This window comes from Marinobacterium sp. NO-S09 (assembly GCF_059179545.1).
The window spans coordinates 726,986-746,634 of the sequence record NZ_CP168954.1 but is presented as its reverse complement, the minus strand read 5'-3'; the positions used below and the strand labels follow the sequence as shown (position 1 = coordinate 746,634).

Annotated in this window: 18 protein-coding genes; 14 read left to right on the top strand and 4 right to left on the bottom strand. The window is 59.6% G+C overall.

The genetic code is table 11. The annotated features are described in order from the left end of the window. The first annotated feature begins 44 nt into the window (after nucleotides 1-44). Nucleotides 45-2,615 carry a circularly permuted type 2 ATP-grasp protein gene (locus tag O3C79_RS03620; RefSeq protein WP_494384835.1) on the top strand — a complete coding sequence of 857 codons (2,571 nt, stop codon included), beginning with the start codon at nucleotides 45-47 and terminating at the stop codon, nucleotides 2,613-2,615. Beyond that, entirely contained in the window at nucleotides 2,612-3,490 is an 879-nt protein-coding gene (locus O3C79_RS03615; RefSeq protein WP_494384834.1) for a transglutaminase family protein, read from the top strand. Before O3C79_RS03620 ends, O3C79_RS03615 begins: the two co-directional genes overlap by 4 nt. A gap of 8 nt (nucleotides 3,491-3,498) precedes the next feature. On the opposite strand, the gene O3C79_RS03610 is transcribed toward O3C79_RS03615, so the two are convergent. Further along, nucleotides 3,499-4,209, bottom strand: coding sequence for a pyridoxamine 5'-phosphate oxidase family protein (locus O3C79_RS03610; RefSeq protein WP_494384833.1), 711 nt, complete (start codon nucleotides 4,207-4,209; stop codon nucleotides 3,499-3,501). A 127-nt stretch (nucleotides 4,210-4,336) separates the two neighbouring features. Between O3C79_RS03610 and pdxR the strand changes: the two genes are divergently transcribed. After that, entirely contained in the window at nucleotides 4,337-5,836 is a 1,500-nt protein-coding gene (pdxR, locus tag O3C79_RS03605) for a MocR-like pyridoxine biosynthesis transcription factor PdxR (RefSeq protein WP_494384832.1), read from the top strand. Nucleotides 5,837-6,292: 456 nt separating this feature from the next. After that, nucleotides 6,293-7,966, top strand: coding sequence for a thiamine pyrophosphate-dependent enzyme (locus O3C79_RS03600; RefSeq protein WP_494384831.1), 1,674 nt, complete (start codon nucleotides 6,293-6,295; stop codon nucleotides 7,964-7,966). Nucleotides 7,967-7,979: 13 nt separating this feature from the next. Here O3C79_RS03600 and O3C79_RS03595 read toward each other — a convergent pair whose 3' ends face one another. Continuing rightward, a complete protein-coding gene (locus tag O3C79_RS03595; protein WP_494384830.1) occupies nucleotides 7,980-8,930 on the bottom strand; it encodes a carbon-nitrogen hydrolase family protein in 951 nt (316 codons plus the stop codon). A 199-nt stretch (nucleotides 8,931-9,129) separates the two neighbouring features. On the opposite strand from O3C79_RS03595, the gene O3C79_RS03590 reads away from it, so the two are divergent. Then, nucleotides 9,130-9,654, top strand: a complete 525-nt coding sequence (locus tag O3C79_RS03590; protein ID WP_494384829.1) for a gamma carbonic anhydrase family protein — start codon at nucleotides 9,130-9,132, stop codon at nucleotides 9,652-9,654. 9 nt (nucleotides 9,655-9,663) lie between these two features. On the opposite strand, the gene O3C79_RS03585 is transcribed toward O3C79_RS03590, so the two are convergent. Beyond that, nucleotides 9,664-10,914, bottom strand: a complete 1,251-nt coding sequence (locus O3C79_RS03585) for a DUF3422 domain-containing protein (RefSeq protein ID WP_494384828.1) — start codon at nucleotides 10,912-10,914, stop codon at nucleotides 9,664-9,666. A gap of 86 nt (nucleotides 10,915-11,000) precedes the next feature. Here O3C79_RS03585 and O3C79_RS03580 point away from each other — a divergent pair, with 86 nt between their 5' ends. After that, nucleotides 11,001-11,660, top strand: coding sequence for a 2'-5' RNA ligase family protein (locus O3C79_RS03580; RefSeq protein WP_494384827.1), 660 nt, complete (start codon nucleotides 11,001-11,003; stop codon nucleotides 11,658-11,660). Here the strand turns inward: O3C79_RS03580 and O3C79_RS03575 are convergent. Then, nucleotides 11,628-12,563, bottom strand: coding sequence for a LysR substrate-binding domain-containing protein (locus tag O3C79_RS03575; RefSeq protein WP_010324776.1), 936 nt, complete (start codon nucleotides 12,561-12,563; stop codon nucleotides 11,628-11,630). The genes O3C79_RS03580 and O3C79_RS03575 overlap by 33 nt on opposite strands. A 147-nt stretch (nucleotides 12,564-12,710) precedes the next feature. Between O3C79_RS03575 and O3C79_RS03570 the strand changes: the two genes are divergently transcribed. The 8 genes from O3C79_RS03570 to acuR all read left to right on the top strand — a co-directional run bounded on the left by O3C79_RS03570 (nucleotide 12,711) and on the right by acuR (nucleotide 19,637). Continuing rightward, entirely contained in the window at nucleotides 12,711-13,271 is a 561-nt protein-coding gene (locus O3C79_RS03570; protein WP_010324777.1) for a TRAP transporter small permease, read from the top strand. Further along, the gene (locus O3C79_RS03565) at nucleotides 13,268-14,566 is read left to right on the top strand and encodes a TRAP transporter large permease (RefSeq protein WP_494384826.1); all 1,299 of its coding nucleotides are present in this window, start codon (nucleotides 13,268-13,270) and stop codon (nucleotides 14,564-14,566) included. Before O3C79_RS03570 ends, O3C79_RS03565 begins: the two co-directional genes overlap by 4 nt. Nucleotides 14,567-14,600: 34 nt before the next feature. Then, complete coding sequence (gene dctP, locus O3C79_RS03560; RefSeq protein ID WP_010324779.1) at nucleotides 14,601-15,599, top strand: TRAP transporter substrate-binding protein DctP; 999 nt, start codon at nucleotides 14,601-14,603, stop codon at nucleotides 15,597-15,599. A gap of 54 nt (nucleotides 15,600-15,653) precedes the next feature. After that, a complete protein-coding gene (locus O3C79_RS03555) occupies nucleotides 15,654-16,769 on the top strand; it encodes an NAD(P)/FAD-dependent oxidoreductase (protein ID WP_494384825.1) in 1,116 nt (371 codons plus the stop codon). Next, entirely contained in the window at nucleotides 16,753-17,088 is a 336-nt protein-coding gene (locus tag O3C79_RS03550; RefSeq protein ID WP_010324781.1) for a (2Fe-2S)-binding protein, read from the top strand. Before O3C79_RS03555 ends, O3C79_RS03550 begins: the two co-directional genes overlap by 17 nt. Further along, entirely contained in the window at nucleotides 17,085-18,473 is a 1,389-nt protein-coding gene (locus O3C79_RS03545; protein ID WP_494384824.1) for an FAD/NAD(P)-dependent oxidoreductase, read from the top strand. Before O3C79_RS03550 ends, O3C79_RS03545 begins: the two co-directional genes overlap by 4 nt. A gap of 25 nt (nucleotides 18,474-18,498) precedes the next feature. Further along, nucleotides 18,499-18,852, top strand: a complete 354-nt coding sequence (locus tag O3C79_RS03540) for a RidA family protein (RefSeq protein ID WP_010324783.1) — start codon at nucleotides 18,499-18,501, stop codon at nucleotides 18,850-18,852. A gap of 131 nt (nucleotides 18,853-18,983) precedes the next feature. Continuing rightward, complete coding sequence (gene acuR, locus O3C79_RS03535; protein ID WP_010324784.1) at nucleotides 18,984-19,637, top strand: acrylate utilization transcriptional regulator AcuR; 654 nt, start codon at nucleotides 18,984-18,986, stop codon at nucleotides 19,635-19,637. The last annotated feature ends 12 nt before the right edge of the window (nucleotides 19,638-19,649 follow it).

Sequence of the window (19,649 nt, the reverse complement as noted above, 5' to 3'; positions counted from 1 at the left end):
TCACCTATGATGCGCCCTGACTTCCAGCCTGAGAGCCCAGAGCCGTGGCCACAGACAATCTGACCCCAACGCAGCCCCCGTCCGTGGCCGCCGAGCCTGCAGCGCTGGAGTACCGGCCCAGGGCGGGCCGTTACGACGAAGCCTACACCGACACCGGTGAGGTACGGCCGCACTGGCAATATGTGCTGAACGCACTGGATCAGCTCGGCCCTGCCGGTCTGGAAAGCCGCCAGCGCAAGGCCCAGCGCATTCTGCGCGATGACGGCGCCAACTATAATCCCACCGGCGGCGAGCAGCAGAGCCGGGAATGGGGGCTGGACCCGGTTCCCCTGCTGATCGGCAGCGAAGACTGGAGCCATGTGGAAGCCGGTCTGAGCGAGCGTGCCGAGCTGTTCGATCTCATCCTGCGCGATCTCTATGGACCCCGTGAGCTGATCAAGAGCCGCACACTGCCACCTGAACTGGTGCTGGGCCACAGCGGCTTTCTGCGCGCCTGTTCCGGTCTGGGAGCGCCCAATGAGCAGCAGCTGATCCTGCATGCGGTGGATATGGTTCGCGGTCCCGACGGTCAGATTCAGGTGGTGGCCGACCGCACCCAGGCCCCGAGTGGGGCCGGTTATGCGCTGGAAAACCGCATGGTGATGTCACGCATCCTGCCCAGCCTGATCCGCGACAGCCAGGTGCACCGTCTGGCCCTGTTCTTCCAGGCCCTGCGCCGCAAGCTGAACAGCCTGTCACCCAACGGCGGCTCGCCACGGGTGGTCATCCTGACACCAGGGGCGTACAGCGAAACCTATTTCGAGCACACCTACCTGGCCAACTATCTGGGCTACTCTCTGGTTCAGGGCGGCGACCTGACCGTGCGCGATGGCTACCTGTGGATGAAATCCCTGGATGGCCTGCACCGGGTGGATGTGGTGCTGCGCCGGGTGGACGACACCTGGTGTGACCCGGTCGAGCTGCGCGGCGACTCCCACCTGGGTGTGCCCGGCCTGCTGGAAGTGGTACGCGCCGGTCATGTGGCCATCGCCAACCCGCTGGGATCCGGCGTGCTGGAGAACCCGGCACTGCTCAAATTCATGCCGCAGATCAGCGAGTTTTTCCTCGGCCGTCAGCTGTCCCTGGCCAGTACCCAAACCTGGTGGCTGGGTGACCCTGAAGACCGTCATTTCGCTCTGGATAATCTGGATACGCTGGTGTTCAAGGGCACCCAGCGCCGCCCTGGTCAGCACAGCATCTTCGGTGCAGAGTTGTCCGAATCCCAGCGCAAATCGCTGCTCAAGGAGCTGATGCGCAACCCGGCCGGCTGGGTCGCTCAATCAGCCAACCTGCCCTCCACCGTACCGGTGTGGCAGAGCACCGACCTGACGCCCCGCCCCACAGTAATCCGCGGCTTTGCCGTCGCTGACGAGGGTTCCTATACCGTCATGTCCGGTGCACTGACCCGCGTGGCCGGCGAAGGCAGCCAGGTTGTGGTCAGCAACCAGTTGGGCGCGACCAGCAAGGATACCTGGGTGCTGGCCTCCGAGCCCCAGCGCTTTACCACCCTGCACGACCAGCAGACCGCTCCGCTCACCGGCGAACAAAGCAGCGACCTGCCCAGCCGCGTGGTGGAAAACCTGTTCTGGATGGGACGCTACTCGGAGCGGGCGGAGTCATCTACCCGTTTGCTGCGCACCGTGTTCATGCAGCTGAACAGTATTAACTCCCTGCCTGACAGCGTGCGCCAACAGCTGTTGCAGAGCGTGACCGAAGTAACCGGCACCCGCCCCGGCTTTTTCGCACCGCCGGCCAAGGAAGGGCTCGACCCCGAGCCTGAACTGATCAGCGTGATACTGGATGCCAAACGCTACGGCAGTGTCTGCTCCAACCTCAACGCCATGCTGAACTGCACCGAAGAAGCGCGGGAAATGCTGTCCGGCGATACCCATCGAGTGCTCAGCGACCTGCGCGATACCATTCGTGAGCTGCCACAGCAACTGCAGCCCGGCAGCCTGTCGGCACCGGAAGAAGCGCTGGACCCGGTTATCACCAGCCTGCTAGCCCTGTCAGGGCTGTCGCAGGAAAGCATGATTCGCGGCTTTGGCTGGCGTTTCCTGGAGATGGGACGACGTCTGGAACGCACCCTGCAAAGCACCTTGCTGCTGCGTTCACTGCTGGTGCCGGTACTGGATGATGATCAGGAACAGCAGATGCTGGAAGCTGCGCTGATGTGTGGCGAAGTTCTGGTGACCTACCGTCGCCGCTACCGCAGCCAGCCGGAAATGCGCAATGCCCTGATCCTGCTGCTGCTGGATCGCAGCAACCCGCGCTCCCTGCAGTATCAGCTCAGCCAGCTCACCCAGCACCTGTACGAACTTCAGGGTGGCGACTCGACCTCTCTGCTCAGCCCCGAGCGCCGCAAGCTGCTGGAAGCCCGCACGCTGCTGCAGCTTTCCGATGCCGACCAGCTGGCCGAGCAGGACAGCGATGGCCAGCGTGTGGCGCTGGATATCATGCTGGGCCAGTTGTTCATCCTGCTGACCGAGACTTCAAACCTGATTGCCGGGCACTACTTCGAGCACCAGCGCAATCCGCAGCGGCTGGTCAACACCAGCTGGAGTGACGACGAATGATCTACCGCATCCGCCACATCACTCGTTACGCCTACGACAACCCGGTCAGCCAGTGTTATAACAAGGCGCACCTGCTACCGCGTAACACGCCCTCTCAGCGCTGTCTGGACAGTCGCATCAGCATTGCGCCCCAGGCCAACTGGCTGCAGGAGCACATCGACTACTTCGGCAACCGCTACTGCTATTTCATGCTCAACGAACCCCATCGCAGCCTGGAGATCGATATCACCAGCCGCATCGAGGTCACGCCGATGCAGCCCGAGAACGCGCTGGATCTGGGCTGCAGTGTGGAAGATGCACGTGATCGCCTGGCGCTGGCCGCCGATGAGGCCACCCTGGACGCCCATGAATTCCTGCTCGATTCGGCCATGATCCGCGCCAGCGCGCCCCTGCGTGAGTACGCCGAACCCAGCTTCGCTCCGCAGCGCTCGCTGCTGTCGGCCACCCGTGACCTGACCCGACGCATTTTCGAGGATTTCACCTACGACCCGGAATTCTCCACCATCGCCACACCTTTGAAGGATGTGCTCAAACACAAGCGTGGTGTGTGTCAGGACTTTGCCCACCTGGCAATCGGCTGCTTGCGCTCATTGGGGTTCCCGGCCCGCTATGTCAGCGGCTATCTGGAAACGCTGCCACCGCCCGGACAGGAGAAGCTGGTCGGGGCCGATGCCTCCCACGCCTGGTTTGCGGTCTATTCACCGGGGGATGGCTGGTTCGAGTTCGATCCGACCAACGACAACATGCCGGCCGGGCAACACATCGTGACAGCCTGGGGCCGGGATTACGCCGATGTGACGCCCCTGCAGGGCGTCATCTTCGACGGTGGCGGTGAACAGACGCTGGAAGTTTCCGTGGACGTGGCTCGCGTCTGAATCGCCTGTCACATCTGCTGCACCACACACTCGGGATACACCGGCCGCTCATGAGCGGCTGACGCCTGGACTTCGTCCTGTTCCGGCTCGCCCCACACCTGATGCACCGGCAGTACACCGGCCCAGACCGGCCAGTCCATGTCTTCGGCATCATCAGCGACACCCGCAGCCCTTACTTTCATGGATGCTTCATCCAGCTTCACCCGCAAAATACCCGTGGCCTGGGTTTCGGTGTCCGTCACCGGCCGCAGCTGTGGCCAACGGCCGGGGCTGAGTTTTTCCACAAAACGCTCAAAGTGATACTGCTTTTCTGCCGGGTCCGTCACGGCTTCAGGCACGCCATACACCATGACCGAGCGGTAGTTGGCCGAGTGGTGAAACGCCGAACGCGCCATGACCAGCCCATCAAGCGTGGCCAGGGTAATGCAGACCTTGTCTTCAGCCCGATGCGCCCCCTGGATATTGGCCGCCTTGCTGTGGCCATGCCAGTACAGGTACTCACCATCACGCCAGTGACAGGTGGGAATCACGCGCACCTGGCCGTTGATTTGAAAACCGACAAAGCAGAGCAGCGACTGGTCGATAAAATCCAGCATCGCCTGATGCTCGGAAATGGCACGCTTGGCGCCACGTTTGATCTGTGTGAGCGCTGTAGATGAGAGTGTGCTCGCCTCATCTGCCGAGACTGACGGTTGTGTCTGTTCTGCTTGCGTTGCCATGTTGTCGCTCCAATCGACGAATCCGGCTGGTTTCAACCCCGCCGGAATAATGAATAACCTGAGGCCAACTCTAGCTACATCAGGTATTCTAAAAAATATCCAGTTTTGAGTTTTAATTGCATACCAGATGACCACACCCAGCCACCTCGGCATCAGCAATCTCAGGCTGTCCCTGACCCCGGATCAGGGGCCTTTGTATCGCCAGTTGATCGATCAGATCACTCAGGCCATTGAACAGGGACAACTCAAACCCGGCGACCGTCTGCCTGGAAGCCGCGCCATGGCCCAATCACTGGGCGTCTCGCGCAGCACACTGGTGAATGTCTATGAACGCCTGGTGGCCGAGGGAGTACTGGTCAGCCGCGCCAAAAGCGGTGTGTTTGTCGCTGAACACTCGCACGCACGTATTCAGCCCCAACAGAGGCAACCAGTTCCGCAAGAAACGCCTGCGTTACTCAGTTTTGATTCGGGGGTAAACCCCAAAGCCTTCCCGTTGAAAAGCTGGCAGAAAAGCATGCGCGCCAGCTGGCAACAGCCGGACCCATTGGTGCTGGAAGACGCCTATCCCAGTGGTTACCCCGGCCTGAAACAGGCCATCGCCGACTACCTGTACCAGCTGCGCGGCCTGCAGTGTTCGGCCGACCAGATCGTCATCACCGCCGGTAACCGCGATGCCCTGAGCCTGCTCAGACACACCTTCAACCAGATCAGTCCCGGCAGCCGCTGGTGCACCGAAACACCCTGCTTTCAGCCCATTCGGCACCAGTTGGCAGAATGGAACAGTACGCGCTCCCGGCCCCTGCCGTTTCAGCTCCCGGTGGATGAGGAAGGCTGTCAGTTGCCACCGGCAGACAGCTCCCCACCGGTGGTACTGCTGACCCCGAATCGACAATATCCACTGGGTGTCGCCCAGAGTTCACAACGGCGTCAGCAATGGCTGCAGGCGCTGCAGGACGAGCAGTTATGGGTGGTAGAAGATGATTACGACAATGAATTCAGCTATCAGGGACGCACCGGCGTCCCCCTGATGCAGGCGGACCGTTCGGATCGCGTATTTTTTGTCGGCAGCTTTTCCAAGGTTCTGTTCCGAGGACTGCGACTGGGATTTATTGTCTCACCGCCAGCACATTGTCAGGCGCTGCTGCACAGCCGGGCACAACTGGGCGGCTCGGCCTCTCTGCCCATGCAACCGGTGCTGACCGAATTCATGAACAGCGGTGACTTTGGCCGGCATATCAACCGTATGCGGCGTCATTACCGGCACAAACGGGATCAGCTGCTGGCATTGGCCGAGCAGCATCTGCAGCCCTGGTTCCACTGGCACACCCCACATGGCGGCATGCATCTGATCATCCGCTTTCGCCCCGACGTAGCTGCCAGACTGCGCCCATTGCTGGGCTCTGAACCTCTGGACCAACAGCTGGCCGAGCGGCTCCTGCAGGAGGGTATCCGACTGGACCCTCTCTCTGCACACTACGCCAGCGCTGCCGAGCAACTGATTCAGCAACCGGAGCAGGCGCTCGAGCCAACGGAGGGTTTCATTCTCGGTTATACCCGCCCGGATGAAGACAGCATGCACAGACTGGTGAAGACCCTGGCCCGAGGACTGAGCGCACTACTGGATTAATCCGAGCGAACCAGCTAAGGTGGTCGGAAAATAACCATGGCTGCAGGACATGCACAACCGTTCCATGCATAAACATCAATGGCGCCTCTCGATCGGCCAACACTGGTCGCGCAGTATTCGTGGTATCGCCATCCCGCCTCCCCGCTTCAACGGACAGATCTGATCTGGCCGCGCTTTTCTACATCTCCATTTTTGCTGTTAAGACAGGCTGCTGAAACACTGACTCGGTTTTCTCGCTGAGCGTGAATCCGTGCATTGGCACAGGCAATCTACGTGTCTTGCCCATGCGTGCCCGCCGTGTCTTGGCCAACCTGACAGGCTGCTAATGGATCATTTGAAAAGCCCCCTCGCACCCTCTGTGTCATACACAGGCTGCTAATAGCCTGGGAAGGAAGGTGACGGGCCAGATCTCTCATCAAGGTTTCATCTTTTTACCTGACAGGAGTTATCTGACCTATGAATGCTGCAATCAAGAACACCCAGAAAACCATGACCGCCGGCGAAGCCATGATTGAATCCGCCGTTGCCAACGGCGTCGATACCGTCTTCGGTATTCCCGGTGCCCAGATCTATCCGCTGTTCGATGGCATCTACAAACAGGACCTCAACCTGGTCGTGCCCCGCCACGAACAGAGCGCCGCCTACATGGCCATGGGCTATGCCAAATCCACCGGCAAAACCGGCACCTTCGCCGTGGTGCCCGGCCCCGGCATTCTCAACACCACCGCCGCCCTGTGCACCGCCATGGGCAACTGCAGCCCGGTCGTTGGCCTTACCGGCCAAGTGCCCTCGCCTTTTCTTGGTCAGGGGCGTGGCCACCTGCATGAACTCAAGGATCAGGCGGGCACACTGAAATCGATCATCAAGGACGCCTTCAGCATTCACCGTGCAGAGGATACCGCCGCCGTGATGAACCAGGCCTATCAGACCGTGCGCAGCGGCCGACCCGGTCCGGTCACCGTGGAGATGTGCTGGGACACCATGGCCACCGAGTCCGAGTTTCAATCACCGGCACTGGCGCCGGTTGATGAAGCACTGCCCGACATCGATCCGGATGCACTCAAATCTGCCGCCGAGATGATCGCCAAGGCCCGCAAGCCGATGTTGATGTGTGGTGCCGGTGCCCTGCATGCGTCCGAAGAAGTGACCGCACTGGCCGAGCTTCTGAATGCGCCGGTCACGGCGTTTCGCAGTGGCCGCGGCGTGGTCGCTGAAGACCATCCGCTGGGCCTGCCCGCGGTAGCTGCGCGTCAGCTTTGGGATGATTGCGACCTGCTGATCGGTATCGGCTCCCGCCTGGAAATGCCCTACCTGCGCTGGGGCAACTACATGAAATACGAGCGCAAGCCGAGCAGCGGCCCTCAGTTGATCCGTATCGATATCGACCCTGAGCAAATGGAGATCTTCGCGCCGGACCTCGGCATTGTGGGCGACTCGGCACAGGTGTGCCGCGGCCTGCATGACCTGCTTGTGGATAAGGTGTCACCCAACAGGGACCGACAGGAAGAGATCGCGCAGGCCAAAGCCGTTGCCTGGGATGCTCTACAAACGGTCCAGCCACAAATGGCCTATCTGGATGTAATCCGTCAGGTACTGCCGCGCGATGGTTTCTACGTGCCGGAGCTGTCACAGATGGGCTTCACCACCTGGGTCGGTGGCCTGCCGGTACTACAGCCACGTACCTATGTGGAAGGCGGCTTCCAGGGCACACTGGGCTACGGTTTTCCCACCGCGCTGGGGGTTAAAGTGGCCAACCCGGACAAGGCAGTGGTGTCCGTCAGCGGTGATGGCGGTTTCATGTTCGGCATGCAGGAGCTGATGACCGCCGCCGAATTCAACATCGGTCTGGTCAGCATCGTGGTGAACAACCAGTCTTATGGCAATGTCCGCCGCGACCAGCAGATGGGCTTCGGCAGCCGCTTCAGCGGTTCCGAGCTGAAAACACCGGATTTCGTGCAGCTGGCCGAAAGCTTTGGTGTGCGCGGCTACCGCGTCGACAGTCCTCAGGCGCTCAAACCGGTGCTGGAAAAGTGCATCGAACTGAACCAGCCCTGCCTGATCGAGATTCAATCCGAGCGCGGCCTGGAAGGCTCACCCTGGCCGTTTATTCATCCACAGGGCAAGCTCTGAGGACACCGCAACCTTAGTCATCAGAAAAGTGAACCGGCGGCTTGGCCCGTCGGTCCACTTCCAGATTGAACAGGTCCGGCCGGTTATAATGCCCGCTCACATCCAGCGACTTGCGCGCGGCGCGGGCATCGTCCAGATCAATATCGGCATACAGAATCGACTTTTCCTGATGCAAAGGCCCGGCGATCACGCCACCGAAAGGTTTAATGATCACGGCATCGCCCGCGTTGATCCATTCATCCGGCGTGTATAAGCGGTCCCGCTCGGGAAAACTGTCCGGCAGGTCCGAGCCCTGCACCGCCGTCGCCGAGCTCAGCACAAAACAGCCGCCTTCTCGGGCAATATGGTTCATCGAGGCTTGCCAGGTTTCGCCGCAGTCCCAGGTAGGGGCCAGGTACAGTTCGATATCCTGCGCATAAAGCGCAAACCGTGCCAGCGGCATATAGCTTTCCCAGCAAATCATGCAGCCAATTCGCCCCGCCGCCGTTTCCACCACCTTCAAGCCCGAGGCATCGCCCATGCCCCAGACCATGCGTTCCGGATTGGTCGGCATCAGCTTGCGGTGCACGTTCAGCAACTGGCCATCGGCATCGATCACGGCGACCGAGTTGAACAGCGTGGTGCCACTGAAGCGTCCATCCAGCTCATGCAAGCCAATCACCACGACCACACCGGCGGCCTTGACCGCCTCGCAGAAGCCGTCCAGATCACCACGATCAAGATTAACGGCATTCTGGCGTAACCGGGTATGCAGCCGGTTACCCAGTGCCATATCGCCGCCGGGTTTCAGTCGCCATATCCAGGTGGGATAACCGGGCAGATAGGCTTCAGGGAACATAACCAGCTGAGCACCTGCGGCCACAGCCTCGTTAAGACTGTCGATAGCGGCCTCCAGCGTCGCCTGAAGGTCGAGCCAGACCGGTGGTTTTTGCACGATAGCGACTTTGATACGTGATTCAGCCATGGGTGGCCTCCGTCTGTCATTACAGATCATTGCGGATGGCAGCCCCGGGGGCTCACTGCTGAATACGGGAATGGGTTGCCGGCAAGCACGTTAAGTCTAGTGGAGAGCGTCTTCGCCTGCATGCCCGCATGGATTCACCCGGCAACTTCCCCTACCCTTGGCAGCTCAGTTCAGGATTCCAATCAAATAAGAGAAACCCATGGCAATTTACGAATATGACGGCCAACGCCCTGAAGTGGACGATCAGGCCTATGTCCACGAACAGGCAACCCTCATTGGTCAGGTAAAACTGGCCGCCGGCGTCAGCGTCTGGCCGCAGGCCGTGTTGCGTGCCGACAACGAACCCATTCATATTGGCACTAACAGCAATGTGCAGGATGGTGCCGTGTTGCACACCGACCCCGGCTTTCCGCTGGAGGTGGGTGAAGGCGTGACTATCGGCCATCAGGCGATGCTGCATGGCTGCACCGTCGGCGAAAATTCCCTGATCGGGATTCAGGCCGTGATATTGAACGGTGCCAAAATCGGCAAAAACTGTCTGGTCGGTGCCGGTGCGCTGGTCACCGAAGGCAAGGAATTCCCGGACAATTCGTTAATTCTGGGCAGCCCCGCCAAGGTGGTGAAAACCCTGGGCGATGAGGCTGTCGCGGCGCTGCGGGCCAACGCCCAGTCTTATGTCGGCAAGGCCCATGACTATCCGAGCAAACTGAAACGAATCGACTAGGACCGGCTGTTACTCGTCGTCATAGCCTTTCAGCAAGCGGCGTAGATACCAGAACAAACCCAGCGCCAGCAGCGGCACCAGCAGGCTCAATCCCAGTGAAAGCTGGCGTTCCAGCTCGGTGTCACCGAGGATGTTCCTCAGGGTTCGGTCGATCAGGTCAAAAGCGTAGTAGGTCACCACAATGACGGTGAAGCTTTCCAGCTTGGCCTGCATGCGGATCTGGCGCTTGGCACGACGATTCAGCCCTTCCAGCAGGTTCTTGTTCTGGCTTTCAATGGATAGATCCACCTGTGAACGGATCAAGTCGGTGGAGCGGGCGATCCGCTTCGACAGCCGTTCGATCCGCTCACCGGTGGTGCGACAAGTGCGCCGGGCCGGGTCCAGTCGCCGATCCATGAACTGCTCAATGGTCTGAATCCCCTCAAGGCGCTCTTCGCGCAACTCCTCAATGCGGCTATACAGCAACGCGAAGTAGGCTTCAGATGCAGCCAGACGGTTGGCACTGCGGGCGGACAGATCTTCCACGCGGGCCGCCTGCTGCATGAGTTCATGGACCAGCTCGGCCGGCTCGCGACGGGCTTCCGCAATGGAGGCCACCGTTTCGGCCAGCGACTGGTCCAGCCGCGTCACTTCAGGCACCAGCTCGGTACTCAGCGGCAAGCCCAGCAGTGCCATATGGCGGTAGGTTTCGATCTCGCACACCCGTTGCAGCAAGCGCCCGCAGCGGTATCCGATCATTTTCGGCTGCTGCAGTACCAGCACCCGGCTCATGCGGCTATCCAGGCGTTCGCGAAAGTCAGTGTAGACCAGCCCTGCACCGCCCATGACAACCGAGCCGGACACCTGGTGGTCACCGAAGTGGCGCTCCAGCAGGGGTTCCAGCTTCGCCTCGGAATACGGCTGACAAATCACCTCGACACCACAGAGGTAGGCGCCAGGCAGGCTTTCTTCCTCGCCTCGGTGCCAACTTGGTACCATCAGGGTTTCCAGCGCATAGAGCGTCAGGCTGTAAAACTCGCTGTGCGGTTCAAAACGCAGAGCATACTCGGCATTACGGGTAAAGAAGAACCCCTCGTCATTATCCGGACGGGGCAGTCCCCAGATATCCACCAGCTGGCGCACCGCACGGTCCACCGTCTGAGGCGAGACACCCTCATACAGGATCGCCTTGTGTGACAATGCCAGCGGCGCATGAAGCTGTTGAAATGGACGGGCATGAACTTCTGCCACGATTTGGTCACGCAAGGAGTGGTCATGCATACTGCGGGCTCCGATCAACTGCAGCAACGGATAGTTGTCCCCAGCATACCAGAGCTGAGTGATAAGCCAGTAACAGGCGCTTTGTAATGAAACAGCCGACCCATACCCTCGCCGTCAGTCTTGAAGACTGGCCCCAATGGCACCGTGGCATTCGTCACTATGCCGTCTGGTGCCTGCCGGTGCATGACCCGGATTGGCTGGCTTTTATCGATCGGGCACAAACCCTGCTCTCGCCCTGGCTCCATCCAGGCTATGGGCGCCAGCCCCACATTACACTCTTTGCCGCCGGACTTGTGGATAACAATCATTACAGCGCTGACATGCAGGCTGCGCAGATTCAGTCACTGGAGTTATACAGTCTATCCCCAGTGTTATTAACACCCTCGGTTTTATCCACTTTTGCGACCGCCCCCTGGCTGGGCATTGAGGTTGTGAATAACCAGCTGGAATCGCTGCGAAGCCTCATATGCCAAGGTGTTGCGGAAGACTCACCGGCACAGCAATACCAACCCCATATCACGCTGGGGTTCTATCGCGATAGTTATCCACTGGCTGAGCTGACTCCTCGACTTGAACAATTGCAGCAACAGGCAGCCAGGTTACCCACACTGGAGATCACTGAGCTGCATCTGTGTTACTACAACACCTCTGAGATTCAGGGCCCTTTATTGACACAAAAGGCAATCACACTGAACTCTGAGGAAGAAACCATCTCAGCGAGCGCTCAGCTCCAACAGACCCTCTGAGGCATGAGACAGATTTTCCAGCTCGCTGGCCAACATACTGACAAAGGCACGGGTCAACGCGGAACGAGCACGGTGGCGCGGAAAAATGATGGAATACCGATAATCGATGCGCGGAGCAAAGCGTTTGACCACCACCCCAAGACGTCGGTAGTGCAGCGCCGTGATCGGGTCGACGATGGAGACGCCGTTGCCAGCCAGCACAAAAGCGCATGCAGCATAATGAAGCTGGGTATCAATCAACTGCTGACGCGACACATCGGCCTGATCAAACACGTTGTCGATCTTGTAGCGCAGGTCCTGCTCCGACCCCAGACTGATAAAGACCTCATCTTCCAGGTCCTGAGGCGTAATAACTTCTTTGTCGGCCAGTGCATGTCCCTGAGGCAGCACGCAGACCATGGCACTGCTGGCCAAATTCTCTTCTTCAATCGCCGAATCGGTCAGGTGAATCGCCGAGATCACCCCCATGTCAAAGTCCTGACTGGCTACCAGATCCACCACCTGCTGGGTACTGCGGACCTGAAGGCTGAGAGAAACATTGGGGTGTTCATCGCTGAACCGGCGAGCCACCGCCGGCAGAAACTCAACCGAGGCCGCCGGCATTGACGCGATCCTCAATGAGCCAAGATGCAAGCCTCTCAATTCTTCGGCCGCGCGCGAGAGCTGTTCCAGCGAGACGAAGGCACGCTCCACTTCCTCGTAAAAAAAGCGGGCTTCCGGGGTGGGGACAAGGCGGCGCTTGTGGCGCTCGAACATCTGCACGCCCACGGTGTCCTCGAAATCACTCAACAAACGGCTGACAGCGGGCTGGGAGATATAGAGAATGTTCGCTGCACCGCTGGTGGTGCCACTGATCATGACGGCCCGAAACGCCTCGATCTGTCGATAGGTCAGCTTGGCCACATCCCCTCCTCCTGCGACAACTTGATAACATCATATTATTAATTGATACAAACAAACGATTTGATGTTATCGCATGAAATCCCCAAGATTTCATCCATAGTCACACATTGCCTAAGGGCAAATAATAATTATAACCGGAGAACGCTTATGGAACGTCTGTTCCGTTATGTACTGACCGCTCTGATCAGTCTGGTTGCGCTGTTCCAGTTTGTGCAGGTGCTGACGCGTTACATCTTCGAGCTTCCCGTCATGGGGCTGGAAGAAATGGCCGTCATCCCCACCATCTGGCTCTACATTCTTGGCAGCGTCAACGCGTCCCGTGAAGATACCCAGATTCGTGCCAACGTGCTGGAGATCTTCCTCAAGACCGACCGCAGCCGTGCCGTGCTGCTGGCGATCTCGGACCTGATCAGCATCATCGTCTCGGTCTGGATGACCCTCTGGGCCTGGAAGTATTTCAGCTACGCCCTGCGCGTCTGGAAGGAAACTCCCACCCTCTACATCCCAACCTTCACCTACGAATCCGCGCTGTTTATCGGCCTGGTGCTGATGACCCTGTTCACCGCCTGGCACTTCTGGCGCAACATCGCCTTCCTGCTGGGCTGGCGCAAGACACCGGATCATCCTGTGGATGACGACTACCCCGAAACACCCGAAGTTCAGGAATTTCAGGTGCTCTCCGATGCACATGAGGAATCCAAACGATGATTGATATTGCACTGCTTGCCTTCGCGGTACTGGTCATTCTGCTGACACTGGGTGTCCCGCTGCCCTACTGCTTCGGCGCGGGCCTGATGGTCATGACCCTGGTGGGTGAAGCCACCATGCGCGGCATGATGCTCTGGGGCTTCAGCCAGCTCACAAACCCAGTGCTGCTCGCGATTCCTCTGTTCGTCTTCGCCGGCACCATCATGAGTGTCAGCGGCATCGCCGGCAGCCTGTTGAACTTCGTCAACGTTTTCGTGGGACGGGTTCGCGGTGGCCTCGGCGTCGTGGCCTCCATCAGCTGCGCCATTATCGGTGCCATCTCCGGCAGCGGCCTGACCGGTGTGGCGGCCATCGGCCCGCTGCTGATCCCCGAAATGGAAGCCAAGGGCTATCCCCGTGCCTATGCCACGGCCCTGATTGCCAACTCCTCTATTCTAGGCCTGCTGATTCCGCCCAGCGTGACCATGATCGTCTATGGCTGGGTGACGGATACCTCGATCCTCGCCTGCTTCCTGGCCACACTCGGCCCGGGCCTGCTGATCATGTTCAACTTCTCCATCGTTAACCTGGTGGTATCGCGCAAGTTCCCGCTGATCCTGGATCAGAAGCTGCCGTTCGACAAACTGATGCGCGAAGCCGGCAAGCGGACCTTTAATGCGCTGCCCGCACTGCTGATGCCCGTGATCATTCTGGGCGGTATCTACGGCGGCATCATGACGCCGACCGAGGCGGCTGCCGTGGCCGTGATCTACGCCCTGCCGGTCGGCTTCATGATCTACCGCGGCCTGACCTGGAAGACCCTGCTGGAATCCGGCAAGGAGTCCGCCACGGCGGTCGGCTCCATCCTGATCATGATCCTGTTCAGCCTGATGCTGAGCCAGATCTACGTGCTCGAAGGCATTCCGCAGGCGCTGGTGGATTCCATCTTCGCCATCACCGAAAACAAGGTGGTGCTGCTGATCCTCATCAACCTGTTCCTGTTCGGTATCGGCATGGTGGTGAACGATATCACCGCCATCATTCTGACCGCTCCATTGCTGCTGCCACTGATGTCAGCACTGGGCGTCACCCCGATCCAGTTCGCCGCCATCATGGGTGTGAATACAGCCATGGGGGGTGTGACTCCGCCGTACGCCAGCATCCTGTACCTGGGTGCCCGTATCGGCAAGGTCAAGTTCACCGAGGTGGTCAAGCCGGCCATGATGCTGATCCTGTTCGGCTACATCCCGGTAGTTGTGCTTGTTTCCGTTTGGCCCGACCTGTCCGAGTTCCTGCCCGGCCTGTTCGGTTACTGATCTACCGCTCGACTCACGAAACCAGGAGATAACAATGAAAAAGTCCCTGTTCAAAACCGCGGCACTGGCCGCAGCACTGTCAGCATCTGTCGTGACGATGGCCGAGGCCACAACATTGAAGTTGTCGCATGTACGGCCTCAGGATACTGCCATCGATGCTGATGCCACACGCTTCGCTGAGCAAGTCAATGCCGCTACCGGCGGCGAGGTCAAGGTCAAGATCTTTCCGGCCAGCGCCCTCGGTGACTACACCGTCGTACAGGAGCGTGTTGGCCTGGGTGCCATCGATATGGCCGTACAGCCGCCGGCTTCCAGCGCAGACAAGCGCTTCCAACTGGTCTACATGCCTTACCTGGTGAAGAATTGGGACGATGCCGAGCGCGTATTCGCCAAAGGTTCTCCCATGCGTGATGTCGTGTCCGAGCTCTACGCCAGGCAGAACATCCGCGTACTGGGCGCATGGCCAGTCTACTTCGGTGGCATTGCCCTGAACCAGGACGTGCCCAATGCAGCCGACCCGACCGCTGACAAGGGTGCCAAACTGCGTGTACCGCCGATCAAGACCTTCCAGCTGACCGCTGACAACATCGGATTCATCGGCTCTCCGCTGCCCTTCTCCGAAGCCTTCACCGCCGTACAGACCGGTGTTGTGGATGGCGTGATGGGTTCTGGTGCGGAAGGCTACTACGCCTCTTTCCGCGACGTGACCAAGTACTACCTGCCGCTGAATACCCATTTCGAAATGTGGTACCTGCTGATCAACGAAGAGATCTACAGCGAACTGGATGAAGAACAGCAGGCAGCCCTGACTGCAGCGGCTGAGCAGTTTGAAGCGGCTCGCTGGGAAACCGCACGCGGTGACCAGGCGCGAAACGAGAAACTGCTGGAAGAAGCAGGCGCCACCATCCTGCCGGTCTCCGATGAGCAGATCAACAAAACCGCCGAGATCGTACGCAAGCAGGTGTGGCCGGAAGTGATCAACGACATCGGTGCCGACTGGGCGAACGACGTTCTTGACCGCGTCATGAAGTAACCCCCCCGGGCCCGGCCACGGTCAGGCCCCGTATTTATCAGAAGGTAAGTATCCATGCAGGCAACTCATCACAGTGCCCGCACAGCAGACCTTTGCCTGATCGGAGGCGGCCTGGTAGGGCTGGCAACCGCTCTGGGACTGCAGCGGCACGGCCTGAACGTCACCATCCTCGATGAGGCTGACGTGGCACTGCGGGCGTCCCGCGGCAACTTCGGTCTGGTCTGGGTACAGGGCAAGGGCGACACCCTGCCCGAGTATGCGCAGATCTCACGTCTGTCGGCACGGCGCTGGTCCGATCTGGCCAGCCGCTTGCGCGAAGAAACGGGTATCGACGTTGAGCTTCAACAGCGCGGCGGACTCTACCTGTCACTGACCGAACAGGAAGTGGCCGACCGTGAAGCCATGTTGTTGCGCATGCGAGAAGCAGCCGGAGGCGACTATCCCTTTGAACGGCTAGACCTGCAACAGGTACACGAATTCATCCCTGAAGCCGGGCCGGAGGTGGCTGGTGCCACCTGGTGCCCGGAAGACGGACATGTGAATCCACTAAAGCTGATGCGTGCGCTGACCGAGGCGTTCCTCAAGCACGGCGGCCAGATTGCCAACAGCGGCCGAGTGGATTCGATTACCCCACTCAATCAGGGATTCAAAATCCAGACCCCCGAGGGTGAATGGCAGTGTCAGAAAGTGGTGCTCAGCGCTGGTCTGGGGAACCGGCAGCTGGCCCCAATGGTTGGCCTGGACGCGCCGGTGTTTCCGAACCGGGGTCAGGTACTCATCGCGGAACGGGTGCGCCCCTTCCTGCACTACCCCACGGGGCACGTGCGCCAGACCGGAGAAGGCACGATTCAGGTCGGCGATTCCAAGGAAGACGTAGGCTTCGACAGCGGCACCACCACCGAAGTAATGGCGCAGATTGCCGACCGCGCCACACGGATGTTCCCGATTCTGCGCGACCTGCGTATGGTCCGCGCCTGGGGCGCCCTGCGCATCATGACCGCCGATGGCTACCCCTTGTATCAGGCGTCCGAACAATACCCAGGCGCCTATTTGGTGACTTGCCACAGCGGCGTAACACTGGGCGCATTTCATGAAGGCCCGCTGGCCGACTGGATTGCAACCGATCAAACCGACCTGCCTCTGGAGGTGTTCAATGCCCAACGCTTCTGAGTTTCTTCGCATCGAGACCGGGGCAACCGAATGGGTCGAGGTCGAAGTGGATGGCCAGCCGATTCAGGTGCGCGCCGGTGACAGCGCGGCCGCAGCCGTTCTGGCGGCCGGACTGATACCCTCGCGCTCAACCCCGGTCAACAACAGCCCAAGAGCCCCCTATTGCATGATGGGTGTCTGCTTCGAGTGTCTGCTGGAAATTGACGATCAGGAAAATGTGCAGGGCTGTATGACAGAAGTACGCCCCGGCATGAAGATTCGCCGCCAGCAGGGTGCGCGACATGCCGAGCCGGTTACCCATGAGGACAGTCAGTCATGAACACGCAGTCTTATGATCTCGCCATCGTGGGCGCAGGCCCGGCGGGCATGGCGGCGGCACGCACCGCCGCCGCACAGGACCTGAGCGTCGTCCTGCTGGACGAGCAACCGGCACCGGGCGGCCAGATCTACCGCAGCATCCACCGCCCGGCACCCGAGGACCGCCGTATTCTGGGTCCAGACTATTACCATGGCGAAACACTGGTGCGCGATCTGGATCATGCGGGTATCGATTACCGCTCCGGCACTACGGTCTGGGCACTGGATGAAGGCCAGACTCTGTGTGCATCCAGCCCCGAGGGCAGCATGCGGATTCGCGCCCGGCGGATACTCTTGGCCACTGGCGCTCAGGAACGCCCCGTGCCGTTTCCGGGATGGACATTGCCAGGCGTGATGACATGCGGCGCCTCCCAGATTCTGCTCAAATCCAGTGGCTTGGTGCCGTCACAGCCACTGGTATTGGCAGGCAGTGGTCCCCTGCTACTTTTGATCGCGGCTCAGCTTCACCGTGCCGGTGTTGAGATTGAAGCAGTGCTGGACACCACACCTGCAGGCCGCCATCTGAATGCCCTGCCTTATTTGCCGGGTGCCCTGCGCAATCTTCCCCTGTTGTGGAAAGGTTTGGGCCTTTTGCGTGAACTCAAGCAGTCCGGTATCAAGCGCTTCACACAAGTATCGGACCTGCGGGCGCTGGCCAATGAAGAGGGCCGCCTGCACCAGGTTCAGTTCCATGCCGAGAATGCAACCCACCGCCTCACGGCGCAGTCATTGTTGGTCCATCAGGGCGTAGTACCCAATGTGCAGCTCAGCCGTGCACTGGGGCTGGAACACCGCTGGCACGAACTGCAGCAGTGCTGGCATCCGGTGACCAACGACTGGGGCGAAACCTCCCGCGAAGGAGTGTTTATCTCCGGTGACAGTGCCGGCATTGCCGGTGCCAAGGCGGCCGAGCAGGCCGGTACGCTGGTGGCGCTGGAAGTGGCCCGCCAGTTGAAACGCTTGAGCACTACCCAACGGGATGAGCAGGCAGGGCCAATCCTGCAAAACCTGAGCAAAGAGCGAGCTATTCGCCCCTTCCTGGATGCGCTCTACCAACCGGCACGCAGCTTTCTCTCTCCCTCGGATGAGACACTGGTCTGCCGCTGTGAAGAGGTCAGCGCCGGAGAACTGCGCCAGATGGTGGACGAAGGCTGCCGAGGTCCGAACCAAACCAAGGCTTTCTGCCGCAGTGGCATGGGCCCTTGCCAAGGTCGCCTGTGTGGACTGACCGTTTCCCAGGTAATTGCTGAGCACCGCAGCGTTCCTGTCGAGGAAGTCGGTTACTACCAAATACGCATGCCGATCAAGCCACTCACATTGGGTGAGCTGGCAGATCTACACAAGTAATTGTCAAAACTAACAGGAACCATCCATGTCCATTACGCGCCATGAAACCGCAACACGCATGAGCCGCGCCGTTGTCCACAACAACACTGTTTATCTGTGTGGACAGGTTGCCGAAGACCGCACCGCCGACATCACCGGGCAGACTGAAACCATGCTGGCCAAGGTCGATGCTCTGTTGAAATCGGTCAACAGCGACCGCGAACACATTCTGTCCGCCACTGTTTACGTGCGCGACATGAAGGATTTTGCCGCCATGAACGCTGTTTGGGATGCCTGGGTACCTGAAGGCCATGCCCCGGCACGTGCCTGCGTAGAAGCACGCATGGCCAGCCCGGAGCTGCTGGTTGAAGTATCCGTGATAGCAGCCGTGAAGGTCTGATGACATTTCGCAGGCCCTGTTTGGGCCTGCCTTTTCCTTCCTACAGCCAACTGGCCTTTCAGCTGCGCAAAAACTAGACACCCGGTCTAATTATTCCGATAATTCAGGCAGTTGTTCTCAGACGAGTCTTTATGAGCATCCACACACCCGACCGTCCCCGCCGCCGTGGCCGCCCGCCCAAACACAGTGCACGCCCTTATGACGAAGTGCGTGGCGAACTGATTCAGTCAGGCCTGGCCATGCTGACCGAGAAGGGTTACAGCTCCGTCGGCATCGACGAGATACTGCGCTCGGTGGGTGTCCCCAAGGGGTCCTTCTATCACTATTTCAAAAGCAAGGAAGAATTCGGCCAGGAGTTGATTCGTGCTTACGGGCAGTATTTTGCGCGCAAGCTCGACCGCTTTCTGCTGGATACCGCGTTTACACCGCTTGAGCGACTCCAGCGTTTTGTCGAAGACGCCTCCGAGGGCATGGCAAGGTATCAGTTTCGCAGGGGCTGCCTGATAGGCAACCTGGGACAGGAGATGAGTTTATTGCCCGAATCCTTCCGGACACAGCTTCAAGCGGTGTTCAACGATTGGCAAAACCGCACGGCGGCGTGCCTGAAAGAAGCGCAAACACTGGGTGAAATATCTCCCCAGCAGGATGCCGATCAATTGGCAGAATGGTTCTGGACCGGCTGGGAAGGCGCTGTGCTCAGGGCGAAACTGGAAGCATCCGCAGGCCCCTTACAGCGTTTTGCCGACGGCTTTTTCAATATACTGAAGCAACCGACGCCCCCTTAGGAGCGTCATTCA

Excerpts from the sequence above, each read along its gene's own strand:
- O3C79_RS03615 (WP_494384834.1), top strand. The coding sequence starts at position 2,612 with ATGATCTACCGCATCCGCCACATCACTCGTTACGCCTACGACAACCCG.
- O3C79_RS03610 (WP_494384833.1), bottom strand. The coding sequence starts at position 4,209 with ATGGCAACGCAAGCAGAACAGACACAACCGTCAGTCTCGGCAGATGAG.
- pdxR (WP_494384832.1), top strand. The coding sequence starts at position 4,337 with ATGACCACACCCAGCCACCTCGGCATCAGCAATCTCAGGCTGTCCCTG.
- O3C79_RS03600 (WP_494384831.1), top strand. The coding sequence starts at position 6,293 with ATGAATGCTGCAATCAAGAACACCCAGAAAACCATGACCGCCGGCGAA.
- O3C79_RS03595 (WP_494384830.1), bottom strand. The coding sequence starts at position 8,930 with ATGGCTGAATCACGTATCAAAGTCGCTATCGTGCAAAAACCACCGGTC.
- O3C79_RS03590 (WP_494384829.1), top strand. The coding sequence starts at position 9,130 with ATGGCAATTTACGAATATGACGGCCAACGCCCTGAAGTGGACGATCAG.
- O3C79_RS03585 (WP_494384828.1), bottom strand. The coding sequence starts at position 10,914 with ATGCATGACCACTCCTTGCGTGACCAAATCGTGGCAGAAGTTCATGCC.
- O3C79_RS03580 (WP_494384827.1), top strand. The coding sequence starts at position 11,001 with ATGAAACAGCCGACCCATACCCTCGCCGTCAGTCTTGAAGACTGGCCC.
- O3C79_RS03570 (WP_010324777.1), top strand. The coding sequence starts at position 12,711 with ATGGAACGTCTGTTCCGTTATGTACTGACCGCTCTGATCAGTCTGGTT.
- O3C79_RS03565 (WP_494384826.1), top strand. The coding sequence starts at position 13,268 with ATGATTGATATTGCACTGCTTGCCTTCGCGGTACTGGTCATTCTGCTG.
- dctP (WP_010324779.1), top strand. The coding sequence starts at position 14,601 with ATGAAAAAGTCCCTGTTCAAAACCGCGGCACTGGCCGCAGCACTGTCA.
- O3C79_RS03555 (WP_494384825.1), top strand. The coding sequence starts at position 15,654 with ATGCAGGCAACTCATCACAGTGCCCGCACAGCAGACCTTTGCCTGATC.
- O3C79_RS03550 (WP_010324781.1), top strand. The coding sequence starts at position 16,753 with ATGCCCAACGCTTCTGAGTTTCTTCGCATCGAGACCGGGGCAACCGAA.
- O3C79_RS03545 (WP_494384824.1), top strand. The coding sequence starts at position 17,085 with ATGAACACGCAGTCTTATGATCTCGCCATCGTGGGCGCAGGCCCGGCG.
- O3C79_RS03540 (WP_010324783.1), top strand. The coding sequence starts at position 18,499 with ATGTCCATTACGCGCCATGAAACCGCAACACGCATGAGCCGCGCCGTT.
- acuR (WP_010324784.1), top strand. The coding sequence starts at position 18,984 with ATGAGCATCCACACACCCGACCGTCCCCGCCGCCGTGGCCGCCCGCCC.